At 70.2% G+C, this 22,857-nt stretch carries 24 protein-coding genes, 1 pseudogene and 1 riboswitch; of the genes and pseudogenes, 14 read left to right on the top strand and 11 right to left on the bottom strand.

What is annotated here, in order from left to right:
* Positions 1–32: 32 nt before the first annotated feature.
* The 3 genes from AB0L59_RS33660 to AB0L59_RS33650 form a co-directional block, all read right to left on the bottom strand.
* A complete protein-coding gene (locus AB0L59_RS33660; RefSeq protein WP_365590447.1) occupies positions 33–506 on the bottom strand; it encodes a C40 family peptidase in 474 nt (157 codons plus the stop codon).
* Positions 507–508: 2 nt separating this feature from the next.
* A riboswitch (cyclic di-AMP (ydaO/yuaA leader) is annotated at positions 509–648 on the bottom strand.
* 434 nt (positions 649–1,082) lie between these two features.
* Entirely contained in the window at positions 1,083–1,388 is a 306-nt protein-coding gene (locus tag AB0L59_RS33655; protein WP_365590446.1) for a hypothetical protein, read from the bottom strand.
* A gap of 7 nt (positions 1,389–1,395) precedes the next feature.
* Positions 1,396–2,031, bottom strand: a complete 636-nt coding sequence (locus AB0L59_RS33650) for an ATP-dependent Clp protease proteolytic subunit (protein ID WP_365590445.1) — start codon at positions 2,029–2,031, stop codon at positions 1,396–1,398.
* An 88-nt stretch (positions 2,032–2,119) separates the two neighbouring features.
* Here AB0L59_RS33650 and AB0L59_RS33645 point away from each other — a divergent pair, with 88 nt between their 5' ends.
* The 8 genes from AB0L59_RS33645 to AB0L59_RS33610 all read left to right on the top strand — a co-directional run bounded on the left by AB0L59_RS33645 (position 2,120) and on the right by AB0L59_RS33610 (position 9,004).
* A complete protein-coding gene (locus AB0L59_RS33645; protein WP_365590444.1) occupies positions 2,120–2,398 on the top strand; it encodes a type II toxin-antitoxin system Phd/YefM family antitoxin in 279 nt (92 codons plus the stop codon).
* Positions 2,399–2,625: 227 nt separating this feature from the next.
* Positions 2,626–2,928, top strand: coding sequence for an urease subunit gamma (locus AB0L59_RS33640; protein ID WP_365590443.1), 303 nt, complete (start codon positions 2,626–2,628; stop codon positions 2,926–2,928).
* Positions 2,929–2,938: 10 nt separating this feature from the next.
* Positions 2,939–3,250 carry an urease subunit beta gene (locus AB0L59_RS33635; RefSeq protein ID WP_365590442.1) on the top strand — a complete coding sequence of 104 codons (312 nt, stop codon included), beginning with the start codon at positions 2,939–2,941 and terminating at the stop codon, positions 3,248–3,250.
* A complete protein-coding gene (locus tag AB0L59_RS33630) occupies positions 3,243–4,964 on the top strand; it encodes an urease subunit alpha (RefSeq protein WP_365590441.1) in 1,722 nt (573 codons plus the stop codon). The genes AB0L59_RS33635 and AB0L59_RS33630 overlap by 8 nt, the downstream gene beginning before the upstream one ends.
* Positions 4,964–5,638, top strand: a complete 675-nt coding sequence (locus tag AB0L59_RS33625; protein WP_365590440.1) for an urease accessory UreF family protein — start codon at positions 4,964–4,966, stop codon at positions 5,636–5,638. Before AB0L59_RS33630 ends, AB0L59_RS33625 begins: the two co-directional genes overlap by 1 nt.
* A 186-nt stretch (positions 5,639–5,824) precedes the next feature.
* The gene (gene ureG, locus AB0L59_RS33620) at positions 5,825–6,502 is read left to right on the top strand and encodes an urease accessory protein UreG (protein WP_365590439.1); all 678 of its coding nucleotides are present in this window, start codon (positions 5,825–5,827) and stop codon (positions 6,500–6,502) included.
* Positions 6,490–7,260, top strand: a complete 771-nt coding sequence (locus AB0L59_RS33615; RefSeq protein ID WP_365590438.1) for an urease accessory protein UreD — start codon at positions 6,490–6,492, stop codon at positions 7,258–7,260. The genes ureG and AB0L59_RS33615 overlap by 13 nt, the downstream gene beginning before the upstream one ends.
* Positions 7,261–7,405: 145 nt before the next feature.
* On the top strand, positions 7,406–9,004 hold the full coding sequence (locus AB0L59_RS33610; protein ID WP_365590437.1) for an alpha/beta hydrolase: 1,599 nt from the start codon (positions 7,406–7,408) through the stop codon (positions 9,002–9,004).
* 51 nt (positions 9,005–9,055) lie between these two features.
* Here AB0L59_RS33610 and AB0L59_RS33605 read toward each other — a convergent pair whose 3' ends face one another.
* Both AB0L59_RS33605 and AB0L59_RS33600 read right to left on the bottom strand, forming a co-directional pair.
* Positions 9,056–10,078: an NAD-dependent epimerase/dehydratase family protein gene (locus AB0L59_RS33605; RefSeq protein ID WP_365590436.1), complete on the bottom strand. Its 1,023-nt coding sequence runs from the start codon at positions 10,076–10,078 to the stop codon at positions 9,056–9,058.
* A gap of 61 nt (positions 10,079–10,139) precedes the next feature.
* On the bottom strand, positions 10,140–10,865 hold the full coding sequence (locus AB0L59_RS33600; protein ID WP_365590435.1) for a lysophospholipid acyltransferase family protein: 726 nt from the start codon (positions 10,863–10,865) through the stop codon (positions 10,140–10,142).
* Positions 10,866–11,737: 872 nt separating this feature from the next.
* Between AB0L59_RS33600 and AB0L59_RS33595 the strand changes: the two are divergent.
* Positions 11,738–11,878, top strand: a pseudogene (locus AB0L59_RS33595) (IS5/IS1182 family transposase); the annotation flags it as partial.
* Positions 11,879–12,118: 240 nt separating this feature from the next.
* Entirely contained in the window at positions 12,119–13,660 is a 1,542-nt protein-coding gene (locus AB0L59_RS33590; protein WP_365590434.1) for an alpha/beta hydrolase, read from the top strand.
* 340 nt (positions 13,661–14,000) lie between these two features.
* Here the strand turns inward: AB0L59_RS33590 and AB0L59_RS33585 are convergent, their stop codons facing one another.
* From AB0L59_RS33585 to AB0L59_RS33565, 5 genes are all read right to left on the bottom strand, one after another.
* Positions 14,001–15,278, bottom strand: a complete 1,278-nt coding sequence (locus AB0L59_RS33585) for a vanadium-dependent haloperoxidase (protein WP_365590433.1) — start codon at positions 15,276–15,278, stop codon at positions 14,001–14,003.
* Between the two features lie 46 nt (positions 15,279–15,324).
* Positions 15,325–15,702, bottom strand: a complete 378-nt coding sequence (locus AB0L59_RS33580; protein WP_365590432.1) for a hypothetical protein — start codon at positions 15,700–15,702, stop codon at positions 15,325–15,327.
* A gap of 286 nt (positions 15,703–15,988) precedes the next feature.
* Positions 15,989–16,411: an ATP-binding protein gene (locus tag AB0L59_RS33575; protein WP_365590431.1), complete on the bottom strand. Its 423-nt coding sequence runs from the start codon at positions 16,409–16,411 to the stop codon at positions 15,989–15,991.
* A 1,371-nt stretch (positions 16,412–17,782) separates the two neighbouring features.
* Positions 17,783–18,571: a zf-HC2 domain-containing protein gene (locus AB0L59_RS33570; RefSeq protein WP_365590430.1), complete on the bottom strand. Its 789-nt coding sequence runs from the start codon at positions 18,569–18,571 to the stop codon at positions 17,783–17,785.
* A gap of 25 nt (positions 18,572–18,596) precedes the next feature.
* Positions 18,597–19,166: a sigma-70 family RNA polymerase sigma factor gene (locus tag AB0L59_RS33565; RefSeq protein ID WP_365590550.1), complete on the bottom strand. Its 570-nt coding sequence runs from the start codon at positions 19,164–19,166 to the stop codon at positions 18,597–18,599.
* Between the two features lie 1,029 nt (positions 19,167–20,195).
* Here AB0L59_RS33565 and AB0L59_RS33560 point away from each other — a divergent pair.
* The 3 genes from AB0L59_RS33560 to AB0L59_RS33550 are packed head-to-tail and all read left to right on the top strand — an operon-like array spanning position 20,196 to position 21,954.
* Entirely contained in the window at positions 20,196–20,501 is a 306-nt protein-coding gene (locus AB0L59_RS33560; protein ID WP_365590429.1) for a plastocyanin/azurin family copper-binding protein, read from the top strand.
* Positions 20,501–21,502 carry a metallophosphoesterase gene (locus AB0L59_RS33555; RefSeq protein ID WP_365590428.1) on the top strand — a complete coding sequence of 334 codons (1,002 nt, stop codon included), beginning with the start codon at positions 20,501–20,503 and terminating at the stop codon, positions 21,500–21,502. The genes AB0L59_RS33560 and AB0L59_RS33555 overlap by 1 nt, the downstream gene beginning before the upstream one ends.
* Positions 21,499–21,954, top strand: coding sequence for a hypothetical protein (locus AB0L59_RS33550; RefSeq protein ID WP_365590427.1), 456 nt, complete (start codon positions 21,499–21,501; stop codon positions 21,952–21,954). Before AB0L59_RS33555 ends, AB0L59_RS33550 begins: the two co-directional genes overlap by 4 nt.
* 406 nt (positions 21,955–22,360) lie before the next feature.
* Here the strand turns inward: AB0L59_RS33550 and AB0L59_RS33545 are convergent, their stop codons facing one another.
* Positions 22,361–22,711: a cysteine hydrolase gene (locus AB0L59_RS33545; protein ID WP_365590426.1), complete on the bottom strand. Its 351-nt coding sequence runs from the start codon at positions 22,709–22,711 to the stop codon at positions 22,361–22,363.
* Here AB0L59_RS33545 and AB0L59_RS33540 point away from each other — a divergent pair.
* Positions 22,598–22,857 (top strand): Ig domain-containing protein (locus AB0L59_RS33540; protein WP_365590425.1); only part of this gene is annotated, 260 nt, incomplete at its 3' end. The two genes, AB0L59_RS33545 and AB0L59_RS33540, sit on opposite strands and share 114 nt — an antisense overlap.

Here is a 22,857-nt window from a genome sequence, read left to right as displayed (position 1 = left end):
GGAGCCGCTCCCGGCCCTGACCTGACGGCCGGTCAGCTGACCCGGCCGTACCAGACGCTCTTGGTCCAGATCTTCTGGAGCCTCACCACGTCTCCGGTCCTCGGCGCGTGCCAGATCTTCCCGTGCCCGGCGTAGATGCCGACGTGGTAGACGTACGAACCCGAGTGGAAGAAGACCAGGTCACCGGCCTTGCGGCGGCTGGCGGAGATGTGGTGCGTCCTGTTGTACTGCGCGGCGGCGGTACGCGGCAGGGTCTTGCCCGCCTTCTTGAACGAGTAGAGCGTCAGTCCCGAGCAGTCGAACCTGCGCGGGCCCGTGGCCCCGTACTGGTACGGGGCGCCCCTCTTGGAGGCCGCGACCTCCAGTGCTTTGGCCGCGATGCCGGCGGCCGAGGCCTCGGTGGCGAGACCGGGAACCGCGATCGAGCCGCCGACGGCGGCAAGGGTGAGGGCCGAGGCCGTACCGGCCCGGGCCATGAGCGACGGGACACGATTGAGCGCAGTCATGCGCAACCCTTCGTCAGCCGCCTGTGAAGGATGACCTGTCGGATTCGGGCTGGCGAAGTTGCCCGGCCGCGTTTGCCGCGGCTTCACCCCAAGGGCTGCTCGGAACCTCCGGCCGCCTGTGACGTACAGACGAACGGCCGCTCCGGCGACCCGCCTTGCTCGGGTCCTCCACTCCTGCCGATCCACTCCTGTCGACCGGTCGTCCGGGCGGCGGCAGGACTCGGCGTCCGCCCGAACCGCCCCGCCGCGGTGGCGGGGGCTTGTCGTCAGACAGGGATCTTCACTCACGACTGTCAGAAAATCCCAATGGAACCGGGGATTTGTGGCGTTACTCACCACTCGCCCGTTCGGGTGGACAGTGCTGTGTTCGAGGCGGCGTCAGTTTCCGCTCGTAGCCGCGGACCTGGGGCGGAGCGTCTTCTCGCGGCTCGCGAACCGACGCGGCGCGCAAGTCGGGAGGCCCGGAAAACGTCCTGGATATACACCGGTCGGCGGTACGTCGTTCGGGCCGTTTCAAGTCCGATCCGAACGGCGCCCGTCGACATTCGGGCCCGCCCGGCTGGTCCGGCGTCCGGATCAGCCGACGCCGTCCGGCGGGAGCGCGACGCGCGCGGCCCGACGCTCACCGTCCAGCACCCGCAAGGCCCGTGCCAGTGTGTCCCCGTGCAGCTCCGTCTCGCCTCGCCGGTGCATCGACGCGAGGGCGTCACGCAGCTCTGCGGCCTTGCGTACCAGGGCCTGCGCCGCGCGCAGTCCGCGGTAGGTGTCCCCGTCGTGTGCGGGATTGACGCGCCCCAGCAGGTCGACCGCCTCCAGGTAACGGTCGATCAGTTCGCCCTCGGCACGCGTCAGTGCGGGCAGCGGCGGCAGTTCCGGCAGCATCGGCGGCTCACTCCGCGCCCCGTGCGCCGGGCATGCTCCGCCGGCTCGGCACGATGCCGTCCACCAGGCCGTAGGCCACCGCCGCGGGGGCGTCCAGCGTCAAGTCCCGTTCCAGGTCACGGTGGACCTGCTCGGACGTACGCCCGGTGTGGCGGACGAGCATCTTCTCCGTCGCCGCGCGGACCCGGGTCAACTCCTCGGCCTGGATGACCAGGTCGCTGGGCTGTCCCCGCACGGGTTCGGGGAGCTTCGGCTGCGCGATCACCATGCGCGCACCGGGGAGGGCGAACCGCTTGCCCGGCGTGCCGGCCGCGATCAGCAGCGCGGCCTGGGACGCGGCCCGGCCCAGGCAGTAGGTGGCCACGTCGCACGTGACGTAGCGCATCGTGTCGTACACGGCCGTCAGCGCGCTGAAGGAACCCCCGGGGGAGTTGACGTACAGCGTGATGTCCCGCTCCGGGGCGGTGTGCTCGAGGTACATGAACTGTGCCATCACGTCGTTCGCGGCCGCGTCGTCCAGCGGGGTGCCGAGGAAGACGATCCGGTCCTCGAAGAGCTTGCCGTAGGGGTCGAGCGTGCGCGCGCCGCTGCTGGTGCGCTCGGTGAACTCTGGCAGGACATGACGGGCGGACGCTCGGGACATGGACATACCCCTCCTCATCGCACCGGCCTCCGGTGGGCTCGGCATCTGTAAAAAATGTACAGGACGTACGTGACGTTATGATGGGTGTATGGCCTACGAGATTCCGGTGACGCAAGCCAGGGCTGAGCTCGCCGACCTGATCAACCGGGTGGTGTACGGCGGTGAGCGCGTCGTCGTGACACGCCATGGAAAGCCGCTGGTCGCGCTGGTCTCGGCTGCCGACCTGGAGCGGCTGGACGCGCTCGACGAGCCGGCGGAGGAGCAGGTCGTCAGCTCGGTCTCGGGGGTCCGTGAAGTGGGTTCCGCCGCGCGCGAACAGCAGCGGTTCGGGATCGCCGCCGAGCATCGCGGACCCGGCGTCTCCTGACCTGGGCGGGTATCGGGGATCCCATCGCGCGGTCATCGGTGGATCAAGGTCTGGTTAACGTCGTCGAAACTCCGGCGAACTAGCCTGCCCATCCACGCCATCAGGGGTTTTCCTGTCCGGATCGAGGATGATCCGGGGATTTTGTCTGCGTGTTACATCTATCCCCGTCGCGATGGCTGCGGCAGCCGGGCCCCGCACGGTCCGGAGCAAGGACTGTGAGGTGGGACGTGCAACTGACCCCGCACGAGCAAGAGAGGCTGCTGATCCATGTGGCGGCCGACGTGGCCGAGAAGCGCCGGGCCCGCGGGCTCAAGCTCAACCATCCGGAGGCGGTCGCCCTCATCACCTCGCACATCCTCGAGGGAGCGCGGGACGGTCGTACGGTCGCCGAGCTGATGTCCTCCGGCCGCAAGCTCCTCGCCCGGGCCGACGTCATGGACGGGGTCCCGGAGATGATCCACGACGTGCAGGTGGAGGCCACCTTCCCGGACGGCACCAAGCTCGTCACCGTCCACGAGCCGATCATCTGAGGGGGCCGCGATGATTCCCGGAGAGATCCTGTTCGCGGACGACCCCGTCAACTTCAACGCCGGTCGCGAGGTCACTCGTCTGACCGTCCTCAACGCCGCCGACCGCCCCGTCCAGGTCGGCTCCCACTACCACTTCGCCGAGGCCAACCCCGGCCTGGAGTTCGACCGTGCCGCGGCCCGCGGCAAGCGCCTGAACGTCGCCGCCGGCACCGCCGTGCGCTTCGAGCCCGGCATTCCCGTCGCCGTCGAACTCGTCCCCCTCGCCGGCGCCCGGATCGTGCCGGGGCTGCGCGGGGAGACCGGAGGTGCCCTCGATGCCTGAGATCTCCCGCGGCGTCTACGCCGACCTGTTCGGGCCGACCACCGGTGACCGCATCCGGCTCGCCGACACCGATCTGCTGATCGAGATCGAGGAGGACCGCTCCGGCGGCCCCGGCACCTCGGGCGACGAGGCGGTCTTCGGCGGCGGCAAGGTCATCCGCGAGTCCATGGGCCAGTCCCGCGCCACCCGCGCCGACGGCACCCCCGACACCGTGATCACCGGCGCCGTCGTCGTCGACCACTGGGGCGTCGTCAAGGCCGACGTCGGCATCCGCGACGGCCGGATCACCGCCCTCGGCAAGGCCGGCAACCCCGACACCATGGACGGCGTCCACCCCGACCTGGTCATCGGCCCCGAGACCGAGATCATCGCCGGCAACGGGCGGATCCTCACCGCCGGCGCCATCGACGCCCACGTCCACTTCATCTGCCCGCAGGTCGCCGACGAGGCGCTGGCCTCCGGCATCACCACACTGGTCGGCGGCGGCACCGGCCCCGCCGAGGGCTCCAAGGCGACCACCGTCACGCCGGGCCCCTGGCACCTCGCCCGGATGTTCGAGGCGATGGAGGCCTACCCGGTCAACGTCGGCTTCCTCGGCAAGGGCAACACCGTCTCCCACGAGGCGATGCTCTCCCAGGTCCGCGGCGGCGCGGCCGGCCTGAAGCTGCACGAGGACTGGGGCTCTACCCCGGCCGTCATCGACGCCGCGCTCACCGTGGCGGACCGGACGGGCATTCAGGTCGCCATCCACACGGACACGTTGAACGAGGCCGGCTTCGTCGGCGACACCCTCGCCGCCATCGCGGGCCGGGGCATCCACTCGTACCACACCGAGGGTGCCGGCGGTGGGCACGCGCCCGACATCATGACCGTGGTCTCGCAGCCCAACGTGCTGCCCAGCTCCACCAACCCGACCCGGCCGTTCACCGTCAACACCGCCGAGGAACACCTCGACATGCTGATGGTCTGTCACCACCTCAACCCGGCGGTCCCCGAGGACCTGGCGTTCGCCGAGTCCCGGATCCGGCCGTCCACGATCGGCGCGGAGGACATCCTCCACGACCTCGGCGCGATCTCGATCATCTCCTCCGACTCCCAGGCCATGGGCCGTGTCGGCGAGGTGATCCTGCGCACCTGGCAGACGGCCCATGTCATGAAGCGGCGCCGGGGCGCGCTGCCGGGCGACGGCCGCGCGGACAACCACCGGGTTCGGCGCTATGTCGCCAAGTACACGATCAACCCGGCGCTCGCCCAGGGCCTCGCCGCCGAGATCGGCTCGGTCGAGACCGGCAAGCTCGCCGACCTCGTGCTGTGGGAGCCGGCGTTCTTCGGGGTCAAGCCGCTGCTCGTGCTCAAGGGCGGCCAGATCGCCTACGCGCAGATGGGCGACGCCAACGCCTCCATCCCCACCCCGCAGCCGATCCTGCCCCGCCCGATGTACGGCGCGATCGGCCGGGCCCCGGCCGCCAACTCCGTGAACTTCGTGGCCCCGCCGGCGATCTCGGACGGCCTGCCGGAGCGGCTGGGGCTCGGCAAGCGGTTCGTGGCGATCGCGTCCACACGAGCGGTGACCAAGGCCGACATGCGTGAGAACGACGCCCGGCCGGACGTCCGGATCGACCCCGACAGCTTCGCCGTGCACATCGACGGCGAGCTGGTGGAGGCGGCACCCGCCGCCGAGCTGCCCATGGCCCAGCGCTACTTCCTCTTCTGATGAGCCGGGCAGCACTTCTCGTCCTGGCCGACGGCCGCTTCCCCGCCGGAGGGCACGCGCACTCCGGCGGGGCCGAGGCTGCCGTCAAGGCGGGCCGGATCACCTCCGCCGCGAGCCTGGAGGACTTCTGCCGGGGTCGGCTGCACACCGTGGGACTGGTCGCGGGGGCGTTGGCGGCCGCCGCCGTACTCGGCGTGGATCCGGGGGAGCTGGATGCGGCGGCGGACGCCCGTACGCCGTCTCCCGCCCTGCGCGCCGCTGCGCGGCGCCTCGGCCGGCAGTTGCTGCGGGCGGCGCGGGCGAGCTGGCCGTCAGCCGAACTCGATGCGCTGGCACGGCGGTTCCCCAAGGGAGCACACCAGCCGGTGGTCCTCGGACTCGCCGCCCGGGCGGCCGGGCTGGGCCCGGACGACGTGGCGTACTGCGCGGCGTACGAGAGCGTGAGCGGGCCGGCGACGGCGACCGTGCGGTTGCTGAGCCTGGACCCGTTCGACGCGACCGGTGTGCTGGCCCGGCTGGCACCGGAGCTGGATCGCGTCGCGGACGCGGCGGTGGAGGCGGCGCGGCGAGTGCCCGACGAGGGTGCCGACGCACTGCCGGCGGCGTCCGGGCCCTTGCTGGAGGTCGCCGCGGAGTGGCATGCGGCCTGGCCGGTACGCCTGTTCGCCTCCTGAGGAAAGCGCCCCCATCGTCCCCGCCGCCCCTACCGATCCCCCCTCAGGGGCCCCGACCCTTCGACCCCCCGCCAGGGAGCGTGGCCCCCTGGACCCCCGACCGGCCTGAACGGCCTCGTCCTCAAGCTCCCCCGGAGGGGGCCCCGGACGGGCTGAGAGACCGAGGCCAGCACCTAGGAGCCGTACATGCACCTCGACCACGACCACCCCGGCCCCGCCGCCGTCAGCGCGGACGCGCGCCGGCCCGACGGAACCCGCCGCGCCCTGCGGATCGGGCTCGGCGGCCCGGTCGGCTCCGGCAAGACGGCCACCGTCGCCGCGCTCTGCCGGGCCCTGCGGCAGGAATTGTCGCTCGCCGTCGTCACCAACGACATCTACACCCGCGAGGACGCCGAGTTCCTGCTCCGCGAGGCCGTGCTGCCGCCCGAGCGGATCACGGCCGTGGAGACGGGCGCCTGCCCGCACACCGCGATCCGCGACGACATCTCCGCCAACCTCGAAGCCGTCGAGGACCTGGAGGACGCGGTCGGGCCACTGGATCTGATCCTCGTCGAGTCCGGCGGCGACAATCTCACCGCGACCTTCTCCAAGGGGCTCGTGGACGCGCAGATCTTCGTCATCGATGTGGCCGGCGGCGACGACATCCCGCGCAAGGGAGGGCCCGGCGTCACCACCGCCGACCTGCTCGTCGTCAACAAGACCGACCTCGCCCCGTACGTCGGCTCCGACCTCACCCGGATGGCCGCCGACGCCAAGGCCCAGCGGGCCGAACTTCCCGTGGTCTTCCAGTCGTTGCGCGGAGGGACCGGCGTCGCCGACGTGGCCGGCTGGGTGCGCGAGAGGCTCGCCGCGTGGACGGCGTGACCACCGCCGGGGTCCGGGCGGACGCGCGGATCGTCGCCCGCTCCGACGGCCGGGGCGGCACCGCGCTGCCCGTGCTGGACGGCGACGGGCCGCTGGCCCTGCGCCGCACCAGGGCCGCCGGCGCCGAGGCGAGGGTCATGGTGGTCGGCGCGATGAGCGGCCCGCTCGGCGGCGACCGCTTCTCGCTCACCGCGAGTGTGGCGGAGGGCGCCCGGCTGCACGTCGGCTCGGCCGCCGCGACCCTCGCCCTGCCCGGCCAGGCCAAGGGCGAGGCCCGCTACGACGTACGGCTCGACGTGGCAGACGGCGCCGAACTGCACTGGCTGCCCGAGCAGTTGATCTCCGCCCGGGGCAGTGACCTGTACGTCTCCACCAGGGCCGAACTCTCCACCGGCGCCCGGCTCGTGCTGCGCGAGGAGCAGGTGCTCGGACGGGCGGCGGAGGAACCCGGCCGACTCACCAGCCGGCTGACCGTACGGGTCGCTGGCCGCGCGGTGCTCGACCAGCAGCTGTCCTGCGGGCCCGGCGCCCCCGGCGGCTGGGACGGGCCCGCCGTCCTGGCCGGACACCGGGCCGTGGGTCAACTCGTCGTCGTGCGGCCCGAGTTCGCCGAGAGCCCGCCCGAACCGCGGGTTCTGGGGGAGTGGGCCGCTCTGGCGCCCCTGGCCGGCCCGGCGGTCCTGGTCAGTGCCGTGGCTCCGGACGCGCTCCGGCTGCGACGGCTCCTGGACGAGGCGCGGAGTCTGCTTGCCGCGTGAGAGGTGTTCCGTTCAACGGGACATGATCATCCGGTTATCGGATTGGTAAAGATGAGTGGCGACCCCTGTTCTCAGGCGGCTCACAGCCGAGAGGATCCCCGAGCTGACCACTCGCAGTGATCCTGATGTAGGGGGAGGGGCCCACTTGAGGGAGAACAGACCGAAGAGCCGCCTGCTGGCGCTCGGTTCGGCCGGAGCACTCGTCACCGCCACCCTGATCGCCGGTGCCGTGTCCGCGCCCGCGGCCAGCGCCGCCGGCCGGCCCGGCCAGGACCGGGAGGCCAAGGGCGCCGAGACGGCCGCCGCCCGCGCCGCCAAGGCCGGCATCGACTGGCAGGACTGCCCGGCCGACTGGGGGCTGGCGAAGCCCATCCAGTGCGGCTGGGTGAGTGTGCCCGTCGACTACGCCCACCCGTACGGCAAGCAGATCAAGCTCGCCGTCGACCGTATCGGCAACACCGGCACCAAGCAGGAGCGTCAGGGCTCGCTCGTCTACAACCCGGGCGGACCGGGCGGTTCCGGGCTGCGTTTCCCGACCCGGGTCACCAACAAGAACCCCGTCTGGGCGAACGTGGCCAAGGCCTACGACTTCGTCGGCTTCGACCCGCGCGGCGTCGGCCACTCCGCGCCGATCTCCTGCGAGGACCCGCAGGAGTTCGTCAAGGCGCCGAAGATGGACCCGGTGCCGGACACCGTCGCCGACAAGACCGCCCAGCGCAAGCTGGCCCGCGAGTACGCCGACGGCTGCCTGGACCGCACCGGCCGCGCCATGCTCCAGCAGATGACCACGCCGAACACCGCCCGCGACCTGGACGTCATCCGCGCCGCTCTGGGCGAGAAGAAGCTCAACTACCTCGGCGTCTCCTACGGCACCTACCTCGGCGCCGTCTACGGCACCCTCTTCCCGGGCCATCTGCGCCGCATGATCGTGGACAGCGTGGTCAACCCCGCCCGCGAGAACATCTGGTACCAGGCCAACCTGAACCAGGACATCGCCTTCGAGGGCCGCTGGAAGGACTGGGAGGACTGGGTCGCCGCCAACGACGCCACGTTCCACCTCGGCGCCACCCGCGACGCCGTCCAGGCCAAGTGGCTCCAGCTGCGCGCCACCGCCAAGAAGAACCCGATCGGCGGGGTCGTCGGCCCGGCCGAGCTGATCTCCTTCTTCCAGAGCGCGCCGTACTACGACTCCTCGTGGGTGCCGGTCGCCACGGTGTTCAGCAAGTACGTCGCCGGTGACACCAAGGCGCTGGTCGACGCGGCTGCCCCCGACCTGTCGGACACGGCCGGCAACATCACGGCGGAGAACGGCAACGCCGTCTACACGGCGGTCGAGTGCACCGACGCCAAGTGGCCCACCAGCTGGCAGAAGTGGGACCGGGACAACACCCGGCTCAACAAGGCCTACCCGTTCATGACCTGGGCCAACGCCTGGATGAACCTGCCCTGCGCCACCTGGCCGGTCAAGCAGCAGAACCCGGTCGACGTGCGGACCGGCAAGGGCCTGCCGCAGGTGCTGATCGTGCAGTCCACCCGGGACGCCGCCACCCCGTACGAAGGCGCCGTCGAACTGCACAAGAGGTTCCGGGGCTCCCGTCTGATCACGGAGAAGGACGCGGGCTCCCACGGTGTGACCGGCCTGGTCAACCCCTGCATCAACCAGCGCGTCGACGCCTACCTGATCGACGGCAAGCTGGACGGCGCGGACGTGACCTGCGGTCCGCACGCCACGCCCAAGCCGTAACCGGGCTCGTGCGGTGACGAGGGGCGGCCGGACTTCCCGGCCGCCCCTCGCTCATGCCGTGAACCGGGCGTCCTCGGCCGCGTAGTCGAACAGGTCCGGGTACCCCCGGGCGAGGAGCGGGAAGCACTCCCGCCAGTCACGTGCGGCGAGCACACCGGTGAGCCACTCGACCGTCTCCGGCAGGTTCCCGGCGTAGGACACCACCGGCCGGTAGCCCAACTCCCGCTCGGCGGCCGACATGTCGAAGACCACCGGAAGCGGGATCGACCACGGCGTCCTCCCCACGGAGCCGTCGGGAGGACCGTCCAGGAACGTCGTCTCGGTCTCCACGCCCATCACCGCGTCGACCGCCGCGCCGATCTCGGCGACCGACGGTGTCTCGCCGTCACAGGCGTTGATCACCCGGGCACCCGGCCGGGCCGCCGCCAGCCGCACCAGCTCGGCGATGTTCCGGGCGCTCGACGGATGGAACCGGCTCTCACCCCGGAAGGCGAGCACCCGCCGGCGCCGGCCGTCCAGATTCCGCTTCACGAAGTACAGTTCGCGGGGGAGCGGGCTGTACGGCCCGTGCACCGCACCGGGCCGGAGCACGGTGACCGGCAACTCGCCGGCCGCCGCGAGCAGTTCATGCTCCAGCGCCACCTTGCGAGTGCCGTACGACGCCTCGCCCGCGGCCACCGTCGGCTGCGTCTCGGGGATCGGCACCGGGTACACGGGAAAGCCGTCCGGCTCGTCCTGCGTGTCGAAGTTGCGGCCCTTGCCGTCGTCGTACACCGCCCCGCTGGAGATCACGACCGCCGAGCCGATCCGGTCCGCGAGGGAGGTCACCTGGCGGGCGTGCGCGGCGTCGTAGGCGACCATGTCGACCACCAGATCGCAGCCGTCGCCGACCACCGCGGCCAGGGCCGCGTCGTCGGAGCGGTCCAGCCGGACCGTCCGCACACCCTCGTCCCATGCCGCGTCCCGGCCGCCGCCCCGAGAGGCGGCCGTCACCTCCCAGCCGTCCCGCACCAGCGCGTCCACCGTCGGACGCCCGATCTGCCCGCTCGCCCCGATCACCACAGCCCTCTTCATACGACGAGCCTAGGCACGCCGGCCGGTCCGGTCCCCGCCCTTCTGCCGACGGCAGAGGCCGTCAACTGAGCGGCGCCCGGGGGAACCTGCGCTCCTTGGCACCCTTCTGGGCGGCCTGCCGCTCCTTGACGACGGCGGCGTACTCGTCGACGTACTCCTGCTCGGACAGGACCAGGATCGCGTACATGATCTCGTCGGTGACGGCCCGCAGAATCGCCTTCTCCTGCTCCATGCCGGCATAGCGGGAGAAGTCGAGGGGCTTGCCGAAGCGGATGGTCACGGGGTGGACGTTCGGGATGACCTTCCCCGGCGGCTGGGCCTCGAACGTGCCGATCATCGCGCACGGCACCACCGGCACCCCGGCCTTCAGCGCCATCACGGCGACGCCGACCTTGCCCTTGTAGAGCCGGCCGTCGTGCGAACGGGTGCCCTCCGGGTAGATCCCGAGCAGCTCGCCCCGGCCCAGCACCCTCAGGCCCTCGCGGATCGCCGCCTGTCCTGCCTCCTTGCCCGAGCGGTCCACCGGGATCTGCCCGGCGCTGCGGAAGAAGAACGCGGTGAGCCGGCCCCTGAGCCCCGGGCCGGTGAAGTACTCCGCCTTGGCGAGGAACGTGATCCGGCGCCGCAGCATCGCCGGCATCAGGAAGTGGTCGGAGAAGGACAGATGGTTGCCGGCGACGATCGCGGGGCCGTCGGCCGGCACGTTCTCCAGTCCCTCGATGCGGGGCCGGAAGACCAGTCTGAGCAGGGGGCCCAGCAGGACGTACTTGAGCAGGTAGTAGAACACGGCTCGCTCCTCACGTGGCCGGCTCCCCTTGGAACCGGCGTTTCCCCAGGCCAGCTCATGGTCAATGGGTAGGCTGATGTGCGCCTGTCGTCATCTGTAGCCATGTTCGGCCGGTCTCATGCTGACCCTTCACCGAGTTTTCTGATGAGCCATCAGGTAGAGCGGTTGCTCCCGAGGTCGACGCGGGCAGGGTCAGCACTCCGGTCACCGTGACCGTCAGACTCCGAGACCTCCACCTCGCAGAACCGCAGTCCGACCAAGCGGCCGGCGGACGAGCCCGCCGGCACTCCGTGCATGCCCTCTGACAAGCTCAACGACGACACCTCGGCGGACCGAAAACCATCTTGTCGGATTCAGCGACGCCGGGTGCCGGCTTCTCACCCGCCCCGCGAGCCGACGGAGCCGATGCAGAAACACCGAAGGCTTCCGCCGATTCCCTGGCCACGCCGAAGTCGACGCAACTGCCGTGGATACGCGGCGGTTCCGGACTCTTCGTCAGCGGCGGCGCAGGCGGACTCATCGCCTGCTCTCGCCGGTCGGGGAACGTCGGCCACGTCAATGACTCCGTCGGAAGCTGACCCAGCTTGGATCACAAGCCTGCCTCTGGATTCCCCGAGGTGGCCGGGGGCTTCTGTGCAGCTGCCGGCCACCTCGGGGAATCCGGAACGACCGACGGAAATCCACATGGGCCCATGCATCCGAATGTGAACGTACCGCAACTGCGTTGTCCTGGTGACCGGCTGATTGTCACAGAACCTTGGTGCACCGGTCCCACCTGGAGGCTGATTCGTTGTCAGGGCTCCCAGTGGGAAGGGGCGGTTGCGAAGCAGTGCCGGATCAGCGGTTGTCTCGCCGCCGTCGGCGAGCATCGCATCCCGCTCGGCCGCGTCCTGGCCGGCGCCAAACGCCACGACTCGCTACTCCTGGCTCCAGCCCTGGGTCCGCCGAACGGCCTTGCGCCGCCTGGCGAGGTCACCGTGCGCCTCGACGCCGGCTACGACTCGGTGAAGTCGCATGCCCTGCTCGTCGAACGGAGCTGTCACGGCCCGGACGGCGCGAGAGGGGTCGAAGGACCGGTCGAGGCCACCCGGGGATGGTCTGCAAGGTGCACCCGGTGAGTCACAGTTGGGCAAAGCGCGTCGCGGAGGTGGTATGTGATATTGCACATGCCACATGATGCCTCCATGACAAAAGCACGAGTCCTGTTATCGGTCGTCGCCGCCCTCGGCGGAGTCTGTGCGGGTATCACGCCTGTGTCCGCTGCCCCGACCGCGGCAGGGGACACAGGCCAGGGGAAGCTCACCTGGAGCTCCTGCCACGACGCGACCACTCCCGCGCTGCAGTGCGCCATGCTCGAAGTGCCGCTGGACTACACGCATCCGAACGGCACCAAGATCAAGATCAAGGTGAACCGGCTCCCGGCCACGGCGCCCAGGAGCAGACGGCAGGGTCCCATCCTGCTGAATCCCGGTGGTCCCGGCGACTCCGGCCTGTGGATGCCCGCCTACGTCTCCGGAAAGATTCCCCAGGACGTCGCCTCGACCTACGACTGGATCGGTTTCGACCCGCGCGGCACCAACGCCAGCGAACCCCACGTCACCTGCGACGCGCACTTCTTCGACGCCGAGCGGCCGGACTACCAGGTCAGCCAGGGCACTTCGCAGGCATGGCTGGAGAAGTCGGCCACCTACGCCGCCGACTGCGCCGCCAACTGGAGCTGGTTCCTGCCCCACGTGACCACCGTCGACAACGCGCGCGACATGGACAGCATCCGGCGGGCGCTCGGCGTCCAGAAGATCAACTTCTACGGTGGCTCGTGGGGCACCTCGCTGGGCTCGACGTACGGCCAGCTCTTCCCCTCGCACGTGCGCCGGATGGTGCTCGACAGCATCGTCGGCCCCACCATCAGCTGGTACGACCACAACATCCTGCAGGACAAGGAGCACCAGCGCCGATTCGACGCCTTCGCGGCATGGACCGCCAAGGCCGATTCGGTCTACCACCTGGGCACTGACGCTGCCACCGTGGAGCAGAAGTACTACCAGGTCGAAGCCGCGTTGAGGACCAGCCCGGTGGCTGCCGCCCCGGCCCCCGGCAAGATCGGACCCGCGGAGTTCGAGGACACCTTCTACGGTGGCGGCTACAACTTCCTGCGCTGGCCGCAGATGGCAACCGCGCTGTCGGCCTACCTCACCAAGAACGACACCCGCCCGCTGCAATCCGCATACAACCGCTATGCGGCCCCGGGTGCCGACGACGGCACGTTCCCGGCGTACAACGCGGTCCAGTGCACCGAGAACGACTGGCCGCGCGACTGGGAGTTCTGGAAGAGGGACCAGGCCAAGGTCAACGCCGTTGCGCCCTTCTACACCTACAACAACATGTGGTACAACGCCGCCTGCATGTTCTGGCCCTACCAGGGCAACCCGGACGGCCGACTGAAGATCACCGGCAAGGGCCTGCCACCCGTCCTGCTCTTCCAGGCCACCGAGGACGCCGCCACTCCCTACCCGGGTGCCCTCGCCATGCACAAGGCACTACGCGGATCGAAACTCGTCGTCCAGAACGGCGGCAGCTTCCACGAGATCCTCTTCCACGGCAACGCCTGCCTGGACGACACCTTCGCCGACTACCTGCGAGACGGCCGCCTCCCCACCGGCAAAGGCGTCATCGCCAAGACCTGCGCGCCTGAACCCGACCCCGCCCCGGTCTACGTGACGCCGCCTCCCGCCGCTATGAAAGCCGAACCTGTCCTCCCGGTCGCAGACCCCCAAGTCATCCACGGCATCAGGTGAGGCAACGCGCTCCCGTAACCTCAAGGTCGCAAATGGCGAAGCCGTTCGGGGCCATGGGCGGGAGGGGCGGATAGCCCGGGCAATCGCACCCCCGTGAAGCTTCCCCTTGATCGAGGACACCTGGAGACTGGGACATGAGGTTCCAGAGGAAGTAGCACCAGGTGGGAAGCGAGGACTTCTTGCGGGCGGACGTCCGGCCTGCCGTCCAGCAGCTGCGGGCCCTCGGCGCGGAGGATGGCCGCTCTCTGAGCGTGGTCCGAGCCAGTGGTACCCGATGCGCCGGGACCACTGGCTTCCGGCCACTGCCATGCTGCGCATGGCTGTCGCGCTGTGGGGGCGGTCAGAGGTGACGCGCCACGAAATCGGCCACCTGGGTGCCGAGTTGCCGGCCGGCGCGGTTGTCGAGGGAGGTGTGCTGGCCGGACCAGATCCGGCTGAGCCACGCTTGGGTGGCGGCGTCCTGGAAGCCGGCGAAGGTTCGGGTGACGCCCTTCGATGTCACCGCGAGATGATGCCGGGCACCGTAGAATCCGGCGAGCGTCGTTGCCGCAGCCTGGCTGAGAGCGCCGTGAGCGCCGGGATAGGACGGATCCGGTGCGGTCGGCAGCAGGGGGGTCCAGTGGGGATCCCCGACGATGCCCGGGTTGTAGTGCGTACCGCCGAGCCGGATGGCGGTCACGGGCCGCCATACGTGGTAGGCGTACTTGGCGTCGTACATCGCGATCGCGGTGTCGGCGAGGGACAGGTCCAGCCGGGCGAAGACCTTCACCGCCTTCTGCAGGCTCGCGTTCTGGGAGGTGACAAGGCCCTGGGCGACCTGGTTCCAGACGTTCCAGACGGGTGCCGCCGCCCAGAACTTCGCGGCCGCGGTCTGATCGGGGGTGCGGGTGGTACTGGTCTTGCTCCCCAGGCTCTTGACCTCGTTCAAGGCGGTGGCGTACTCGGCGGTGCTCACGGCCGGCGGCGCCGGCGGGCGGAACTGGCGTCCGTCGGTCAGCACGAACGGCTTGACCGAGCCCCAGTTGGTGAACACCGGTGCCGGGAAGGCGGGAGGGGTGGACCGGTAGTCACCGGCCTTGTCGCCGGGGTCGAACCGCGGCGGCTTGGCTGAGGACCCGTCGTCGGACCGCAGGCTGATCAGTCGGCGGGCGACCTCGGCTCCCACACCAATGCCCGCCTGCTTGCCCGGGCCGCCCGGAATCGCGGCCAGCTGGGTGCTCAGCCGCTGGTCCACGCCCGCGCGCTTGGCCGGGTACAGGGCGACCAGCACATCGTGGGCTGCCTGGTCCGCTGCGGCGTCCGCTCGAGCGCCTCCTGGCGCCGACACGGAGAACAGGTAGGCGGGGCCGGCCCGGGTGATCGACACTACGGCGTCGTACTCGGCGGCCTGGAGAAGCGCGAAGCTGCGCGTGGGCTGGACGGTGGCCTGCTGCGCCTTCGGATTGCTGAGGATGGTGATGAGCTCGCGGTTCCACTCCACGACCGACGCCCCCGACCCCGTCGCGGCGGTGCGCAGGGGCAGCGAGTGAGCGGCGGTGGACCCGAAGGCCGGGCTGGTGAGTCCGGCGGCCAGCGCGGCTCCGGCAAGTATGGCGAGTGTCTTCTGCTTTCCACCCATGTTCTGTGGCTCCTTGTTTCTGGTGGCGGGCTGTGGCAACTGGCGGTCAAGCGCGTGGCTCATCTGGGCCGGCCACGCGAGCGTGATTGTGTCGGGGGGAGGGCGGGCCGGCCGCCAGGTCGGGATGGCGGCAGTCGTGGAGGACGAGTTGTTCGGCGGTTTCTGCGGCAGCTGCGACCGGGCCGGGGCCGGGGCCGTCCAGGCCCATCCGGTCCGTGAGGGCGGTCCGGCGCAGCAGCCAGGCGCGTTCGGCGGCCGTCGCATCGATCGGGGGCCGTGTGAGGGGCCGGGCCTGACGGCCGTCGCGTTCGGCTCCGAGGGCGAGCATTTGGCGCATCTCGCGGCGCAGATCTGGCGCATTCGTATATGCCTCGTGCGGAGGCGGGGCATCGATGCCCTTGCCGCTGTTCGGGGTGACGTCCACGCTCACACCTCCGCCGGTCCGCGGGTGCCGGCTCCGCAGCGTTGACACAGCACCGTGTCGTGGTGGGGGCCGCCGTGATCGAGGGCCGATGGGTGTGCCGTGGACCGCATGGGCATGTGGGCCGGGCCCGGGCAGCCTTTGATGGGACACGGCTTGTGGGTCGCGAAGGACCACTCGGCGGGGGCGTCGGGTGACCCGGCGCCGCGGCCGCACCCGGTGGCCTGTCGCTGTGCTGCGGTGCCGGCCCCGGCAGGGGGTCGCAGCTCGTGCGGAGCGTCCGGCCCGGTCATGGCGAGCACCTCAGGCAGGCGCGGACTTCACGGCCACTGCGTGTCTGGCGGATCTCGGTCGACTGGGCGAGGTACTGGACGATGCCGGTGCCACGGCCGTGTTCGTCCGGGGCGATGTCGGGGCGATGGCGTTCGACGGCCGCGCCGGAGTCAGTGACCACAATGTGCAGAGTTTCGTGGTCGAGGGCGAGCAGCAGGGCCATGCGCTCATGGCCGTACTGGGCAGCGTTGGCGGCAAGTTCGTCGACGATGAGAACGGCGGAGTCCCGCTCGCTCGCGGGTACGCTCCAGGTCTCCAGCAGATCGGCAGCGAAGTGACGAGCGGCGGAGACGTGCGCCTGTTGCGCCGGCAGGGTGAGCAGTGCCTGGCGGCGGCAGGGCCGGCCGAGCGGTGAAGTCGGGCTGGGGGAATTGGTCACAAACATGGTCTTCTGACTCTTCTGTGGAGGTGCGGAGACCGGGACGGGGCGACCGCGAACAATTTCGGGGGCGGTCGGTAGGCCGGATCCTGATCCTGCATGGGCGCGCTCATTCAGTTCCACGGACGACGCATGCCGGACGGTTCGAGCTATTCATGTCTTTTGTTCGGATTCTGGCGAGTCATGTCGATGTCGGCGCCTGTCCGGGCTCAGCCGCCTCCGCCCGGAGCTCGCTGCCGCACGGCCGGACCGGGCACCGACAGCTCGGTCCCCTCGCCCGTGGTCTCCAGGACGACCCTGCGGGAACGTCGCACCGTAGAGCGGGACCGACATCCTTGCCCGCATCTCGGCTGGGTCGCAGTCCTCGGCGTGCAGACGTGCTGGATCCTCTTCTCCGGGCTGTACGGACTTCGGGGAAAAAGAAGAGTTGTGCACGCCCCGTCGGCCCACTCATGCATGAAATCCGCTGCGGACGGGGCGGGTTCGCCGGATCGGGGCGAGAGTGACCAGGGCCCGGAAACCGTCGGCGCGTCGCGGGAAGGACCAGGGCGCCGGCTTTCACCTCCTCCGGCGGAAGTTGAGATGTGTGCCGCTGGCCCCCGCACAGCCGTGCCCGCCCGTGTACGGGGCCCGGCACTCGAGGGGCCCGGCGCGGGTGGCCAGCTTGCCACTGCGAAGGTCGCGTGACGGAAGCGGCGGGCCAGAGCCCCACGACCGAGCTGCAGAACTGTCCCGATACCGGCGCAGTCCCCCGATGACAGGTCGTGCAGGCGAAGCAGCCGCAGCAGCTGACCGGCCCCGCGATGTGTGGCACCCCAGCGGCCGGATCGATCGGATGGCTGCTCGAACCCGCCCCTCGACCCGCTGGTCGCGCACCCGGATGGCCCTCACCTTGATCAGCCTGGCCGCGGGGGTGACCTTTCCCGGCCGGTGGCCGCCGCTTCGACCACGAGCCGCCTCCGCGCGCTTGGTGCCGATCAGCCCCTCGGCCATGGAGGTGCCGGTGTCGGCCTCCGAGGCCGCCGCGCTCATCGGCCGGGGGCTCTTGCCGGACGGTCTCGCCGATCCCGGAGCTGTGCGGTGTGGCGACATCGGCGGACGACGTTGATCAGGAGCGTGCCTGTCCAGCCGATGTCACGAACAGAAACCTCTTCGACGGCCATCGGCTGGACATCCTGTGCGCGCTCCTCCAGCCCGGTCCGCCGGTCTTGAGGCGGCCCGGTTGTTGTCGACTGCCCGGGGCCCCTCTCCGCCGAGAGGTCGGCCTTTCGAAGGCGATGTCTTCTTGGCCTCCTGTGCTCACGCCCGGCTGCCGTAGTCATGTCAATGGGCGGCCGGGCCGTCCCGTGGCACGACGGCCATGGCCTGGGCTCACGCCCGCATGGTGACCAGTTTCTGGCCGTTGCCTGCGACGATCTCGAAGTGCTCGATGGCTCCCGGGGACATGGCAACCGCCCCTGGGATCGTGGTGCCGGGAGGGTACTGGCCTGCTCGCCAGGTGGCGCCGTCCGACCTGGCCCCGCCGGGCCCGACCGCCTGCAGCCGGCAGGTGATTCCGGCGGGTGCTCCCCCGGCGGAGACCTGCAGGACACTGCCCCAGGCAGAGGGCCAGACCTTCACCGAGGCGGAGACGCCGGTGGTGGCGTCGCTTCCGGAGAAAGTGCGCCAGGCAGTCGGCGCGGTCGGCCCAGGCGGCCTCGCCTGGCTGCCCACGGATCCGATGGTCGCCAGCCATGTGCCGCCGGCCGCCGCCGCGATGAGCGTCAGCGAGGCTGCAACGCCGGCCAGTTGCAGACGCCAGGACTTGCGGCGCCTGGTCGCGGCCTGCTGAAGCAGCCTCTCCAGCACACCCTCCTCCGGCGTCTGCGACACCGCGGGCGCGGCGGGCCGTTCGGGCAGGGAGCCCTGCGCGCTTTCGGCTGCCCGTGTCACCAGCCGGTCGGCCAGGTCCCTGTCGACTGCCGGCACCGTCTGGCCCGCGGCTTCGGCTTCGGTCACCGTCGCCAGCAGCGCGGGCAATCCCGCCAGCTGGACGTGTTCGGCCCGGCATTCGGCGCATGCCGCGAGGTGGACGCGCACCTGTTCCATCTCCGCCGAGGGCAGCGTGCCCAGGATGTATCCTCCCAGCGTCAGCCGGAGGGCGTTGTGCTCCGCACTCATGGTCACCGCCTCCTGCCCGCCACGGTCATGGCTCGAGCCCTCGCTCTTGCAGCGCCAGCCGCAGGGCGTGCAGGGCGTAGTACGTACGCGACTTCACGGTGCCCAGCGGGATGCCCAGCACCTGTGCGGCCTCCACCATGGTCCGGCCCCGGTAGTAGGTCTCCAGCAGGACGACCCGGTGGTCCGGGGACAGTGACCGGATGGCGTCGGCGACCGCCCAGCTCTGCAGTGCCTGCTCGATCTCGTCCTTCCCCGGTTCCTGCTCGGCGGCTCGCTCCAGCACATCGCCGCCGATCTCGGCCGGCCTGGACTGCCGGGCCCGGTGGGCGTCGATGACCAGGCGCCGGGCGACCGTACACAGCCATGCCCGGGCCGGGCCGCGTGCGGGGTCGAACGCGGCGGGATGCTGCCACGCTCGCAGCAGTGTCTCCTGCACCACGTCCTCTGCCCATTGCCAGTCTCCTGAGGTCAGTCGCAGCACGTAGTGGAAGAGGGCTCCTGCGTGCTCCGCGTACAGAGTGCGCAGCAGTTCCTCGTCTACGGCCGAAAGGGTCCCTCTAACAGAGACACGGTGCGCGGAGCGATCCGGATCGATCCTTGGACCACGCTTTCGGGAACTCCAGGGCATACGACGATCATCATGCATATGCCCTGCTTTGTCCTGCATGGACAGTTCGGAGTCGGTCACACACTGTGAGTGCCGCGGGTGGCACGTCCTTGCGGCGTTACGGCCTCACCAGGATCAGGCATGGATGGCGCCCGAGGTCGGCTGATCTGCGGCGATCCCAAGAGATCTCACAAAAGGTGCGTATCCACCGAACCGCAGGACCCTCACCGTCCGTGGAGACGAACAAGAACCGACTTACGCGCAACTCCTCATCGCTTCCCCATGCGGCAGACGACGGAACAGAGGTGACCGAAATGCACCACGCGACGCACGCGCTCTCGCCACCGGCCGCGCTCACCCCGTTCCCGTGCATCGAAGCCGCTGCCACCGTGCAGCCCCGGCCTGTGCCCGCACACACCACGGCGATGGTCCCACGCACAGTGATCGGGGGCCGCGCGACCACCGGGGCGGAGCTCCATCCAGGCCAGTGTGCGCATCACCCGTATGGGCGACTCCGACCTGCCCCGAGTCACTCGCGGCTGCCTGCTCGGGGGAGCTGCCGACTGCATGTTCGTGGGGTGGCAGGGCGGATGCGCAGCGCGGGGCACGTAGAGGCGGGCAGCCGCGGCGGGGCAGCATCCGGACTCGCTCGCTGGGTCCGGGAGGCACGCGTGCCCATCAACACGGCATCCACCACACACATCCCTGCGGTTGCGTGCGCCCGAGCCGGCGCAGTTTCTGTCTCCGCCTGATCAGTGAGGAACGGACACCATGTACTTGAACCTTCGCCCACCAGGTCGGCGATCACGTGCTGCGGCCGGGCTCGCCGTCGCCACCATTGCCACTGCCGGTGCGCTGGGGCTCCTCAGCTCATGCGGCCAGTCGTCGCATTCCCCGTCCATCGGGGCCGGCGCCATCACACCCGGGCCGGGTCAGCATCAGACGGCTGGAATGCCCGGTGCCACGGGGTCGGGGAAAACGGTGGGCTCCACTCCCGGCGCCTCCCCGATGCCCGGCATGAGCATGCCCATGAGTCCCTCGCGTACGGGCGCGGCGGCCGCGCCGGTGACCGGGAATGCCGTGGCGATCAAGAACTTCGCATTCTCCCCGGCCACGCTGAAGGTCAGAGCGGGCACGACGGTGACGTGGACGAATCAGGACACCGACGCCCACACCGTCACCAGCGCCGGATCGGGCGGCCCCTTGCATTCGGCCGCCCTGGCCACCCATGCCACCTACAGCCACACGTTCGCCAAGCCAGGCACCTACGCCTACCTCTGCACCATCCATCCGTTCATGACCGCCACCGTGGAGGTGACCTGATGACCGGCTACTACGACGGTCACGACGGAGCAACGGCCGACGACGCCGGTCAGCCTCAAACCGAACACGGTATGACCCGGCGTCAACTCATCCGGCACGCAGGGTGGTTCGGCGGCGCGGTGGTGCTGACCGTGGCCAGCGGAGAGGTGATCAGCCACATCGCGGACTCCCGCGACACCAACGCCGGGGCCGCCGCCGGGGCCGTCGCGGCGGGAAGCAGCGCGCTGCGGTTCGTGCAGGTCTCCGACAGCCATATCGGGTTCCAGGGTCCGGCGAACATGGACGTGGCCGGCTCATTCACCAAAGCGATCAACCAGGTCAACTCACTCGGATTCAGACCGGACTTCGTCATGCACAGCGGCGACCTGACCCATCTGTCCACGGCCGGGCAGTTCGACCAGGTCAAGCAGATGATGGCTGGAATGAAGACAGACCGTGTCTTCACCGTGCCGGGCGAGCACGACTCCATCGGTGATGCAGGCCGCGCCTACCGGCGGACCTTCGGCATGGGCACGCTCGGCGATGGCTGGTACAGCTTCGACACCCACGGCGTGCACTTCATCGCCCTGGTCAACACCCTGAGCCTGGAGAAACTCGGGCACCTCGGCGACGCGCAGATCGACTTCGTACGCAAGGACCTGGCGGGACTGCCATCGGACACCCCCGTCGTGGTCTTCAGCCACATCCCGCTGTTCGCCATGTACCCGAAGTGGGGCTGGAGCACCGACGACGCTCTCAAGGTCATCGCCCTGCTGCGCCGCTTCTCCTCCGTCACCTGTCTCAACGGGCACGTCCACCAACTGTTCACCAAGACAGAGGGCAACATCACCTTCCACTCGGCCACCACCACCGCCTACCCCCTGCCCAAACCGGGCCGCGCCCCCGCCCCCACGCCCCAGGTCGTCCCTGCCCGGCAGCTCAGAGACGCACTAGGCATCCGCAGCGTCGACTACCGCCAAGGCGACCGCGAACTGGCCATCAAGGACCAGAGGCTGGCATGAGTACACAAAGATTCCTCGTCCCCACCCTGCGGGCGGCGACCGCCGCAACCCTCGCCGCGGGCGGATACATCCACGCCCAGCTCTACACCGACGGGTACCGCTTCATCCACATCATCGGCCCCCTGTTCCTGCTCCAGGCCAGCGCCTCTTTCGCCCTCGCTGCCCTGCTGCTGATCGGGACTCCGCCCCTGCTGCTGAGGATCTCCGAGGCAGGCGTCGCGCTCGGTGCCCTCGGCGGCTTCACCGCTTCGCGCACCGTAGGCGTGTTCGGATTCACCGAGCGCGGTCTGCAGCCAGCACCACAAGCCGTCCTCAGCCTGCTCGCCGAAACCGGCACGCTGCTGCTCCTCGCCATCTGGCAGGTGAGTGCGGCCAGACAACGCCGCGCTGTCCGACCGCCCGTCAGTACACCCGTCTGGAACCGGGCCATCACCCGTACACCACCCAACTGAACGACCACCACGAAGCCGCCCGGGATGCCTGTGCTGCGAGGGGCCCTGTACGCACCATGTCGCAAGCTGGAGGGCAAGAGGTGCGGCCAGGACGGCACGGCGCAAGAGGGCCGCGTCAAGGAGGTGGATCCGGCATACGTTCCCGATCCGGCCCAGGTCAACCGGCTGCTCGCGGCAACTGCTCAGCAGCCGGGGCAAGGCCCTCATCTCGGGGGATGTTGCGAAGTACTTGCCGTAGCGGATACGGCTGCTGATGGTGCGGCACTTCAGCGACATCACCCCCTCCCGGAGAGTTCGCACACTCCGATCGGTCTTCACCCGGTCGGCGCGGTGAGGGGGCTTCGCGCGGCGGCAGGGGAACCGTGTGGCGGTCCCCCGGCGGCCGGGACCGCTGGGGAGCCCGGCGTCAGGCGGATCGCAGAAGCTGGCGCAGCCCGTTGGTGTCGAGGAGGTGGGCCCGGGAGGGGAACACCTTGTCGAGCAGCACCCGGTGAGTCTCCGGATCGGGGTCGGCGACACCGTCGGTCAGCACGAAGACGCGGTAGTCGCGGTCGGCGGCGTCGATGAGCGTGGACAGCACGACGCCGCTGGTGCTGATCCCGGCGAGCACCAGGGTGTCGATGCCGCGGTCGCTGAGCTTCTGGTGGAGATCGGTGGTGGAGCCCGAGCCGAAGCGGACCTTGCGCACGACGAGGTCGCCGTCCTCCGGCGCGATCCGTGCGTCGATCCCGGTGGCGGGGTCCTCGTGGTGCAGCATCTTCGCCGCGGCTACGGCGGTGAAGGCCTTGTTGGTCGCCTGCCGACCGGGCTGTCCATCAACAGCTCCAGCGGCCTGATCTCCGGTACGGCGTCCACCGCCGGCACCTACCAGGTGACGGTCACTGCGACCGACTCCACCGGCGC

Source organism: Streptomyces sp. NPDC052109, assembly GCF_040680195.1.
GTDB lineage: Bacteria > Actinomycetota > Actinomycetes > Streptomycetales > Streptomycetaceae > Streptomyces.
Note: the sequence above shows the minus strand (reverse complement) of the source record. Positions and strands in the feature narration are given on the sequence as shown.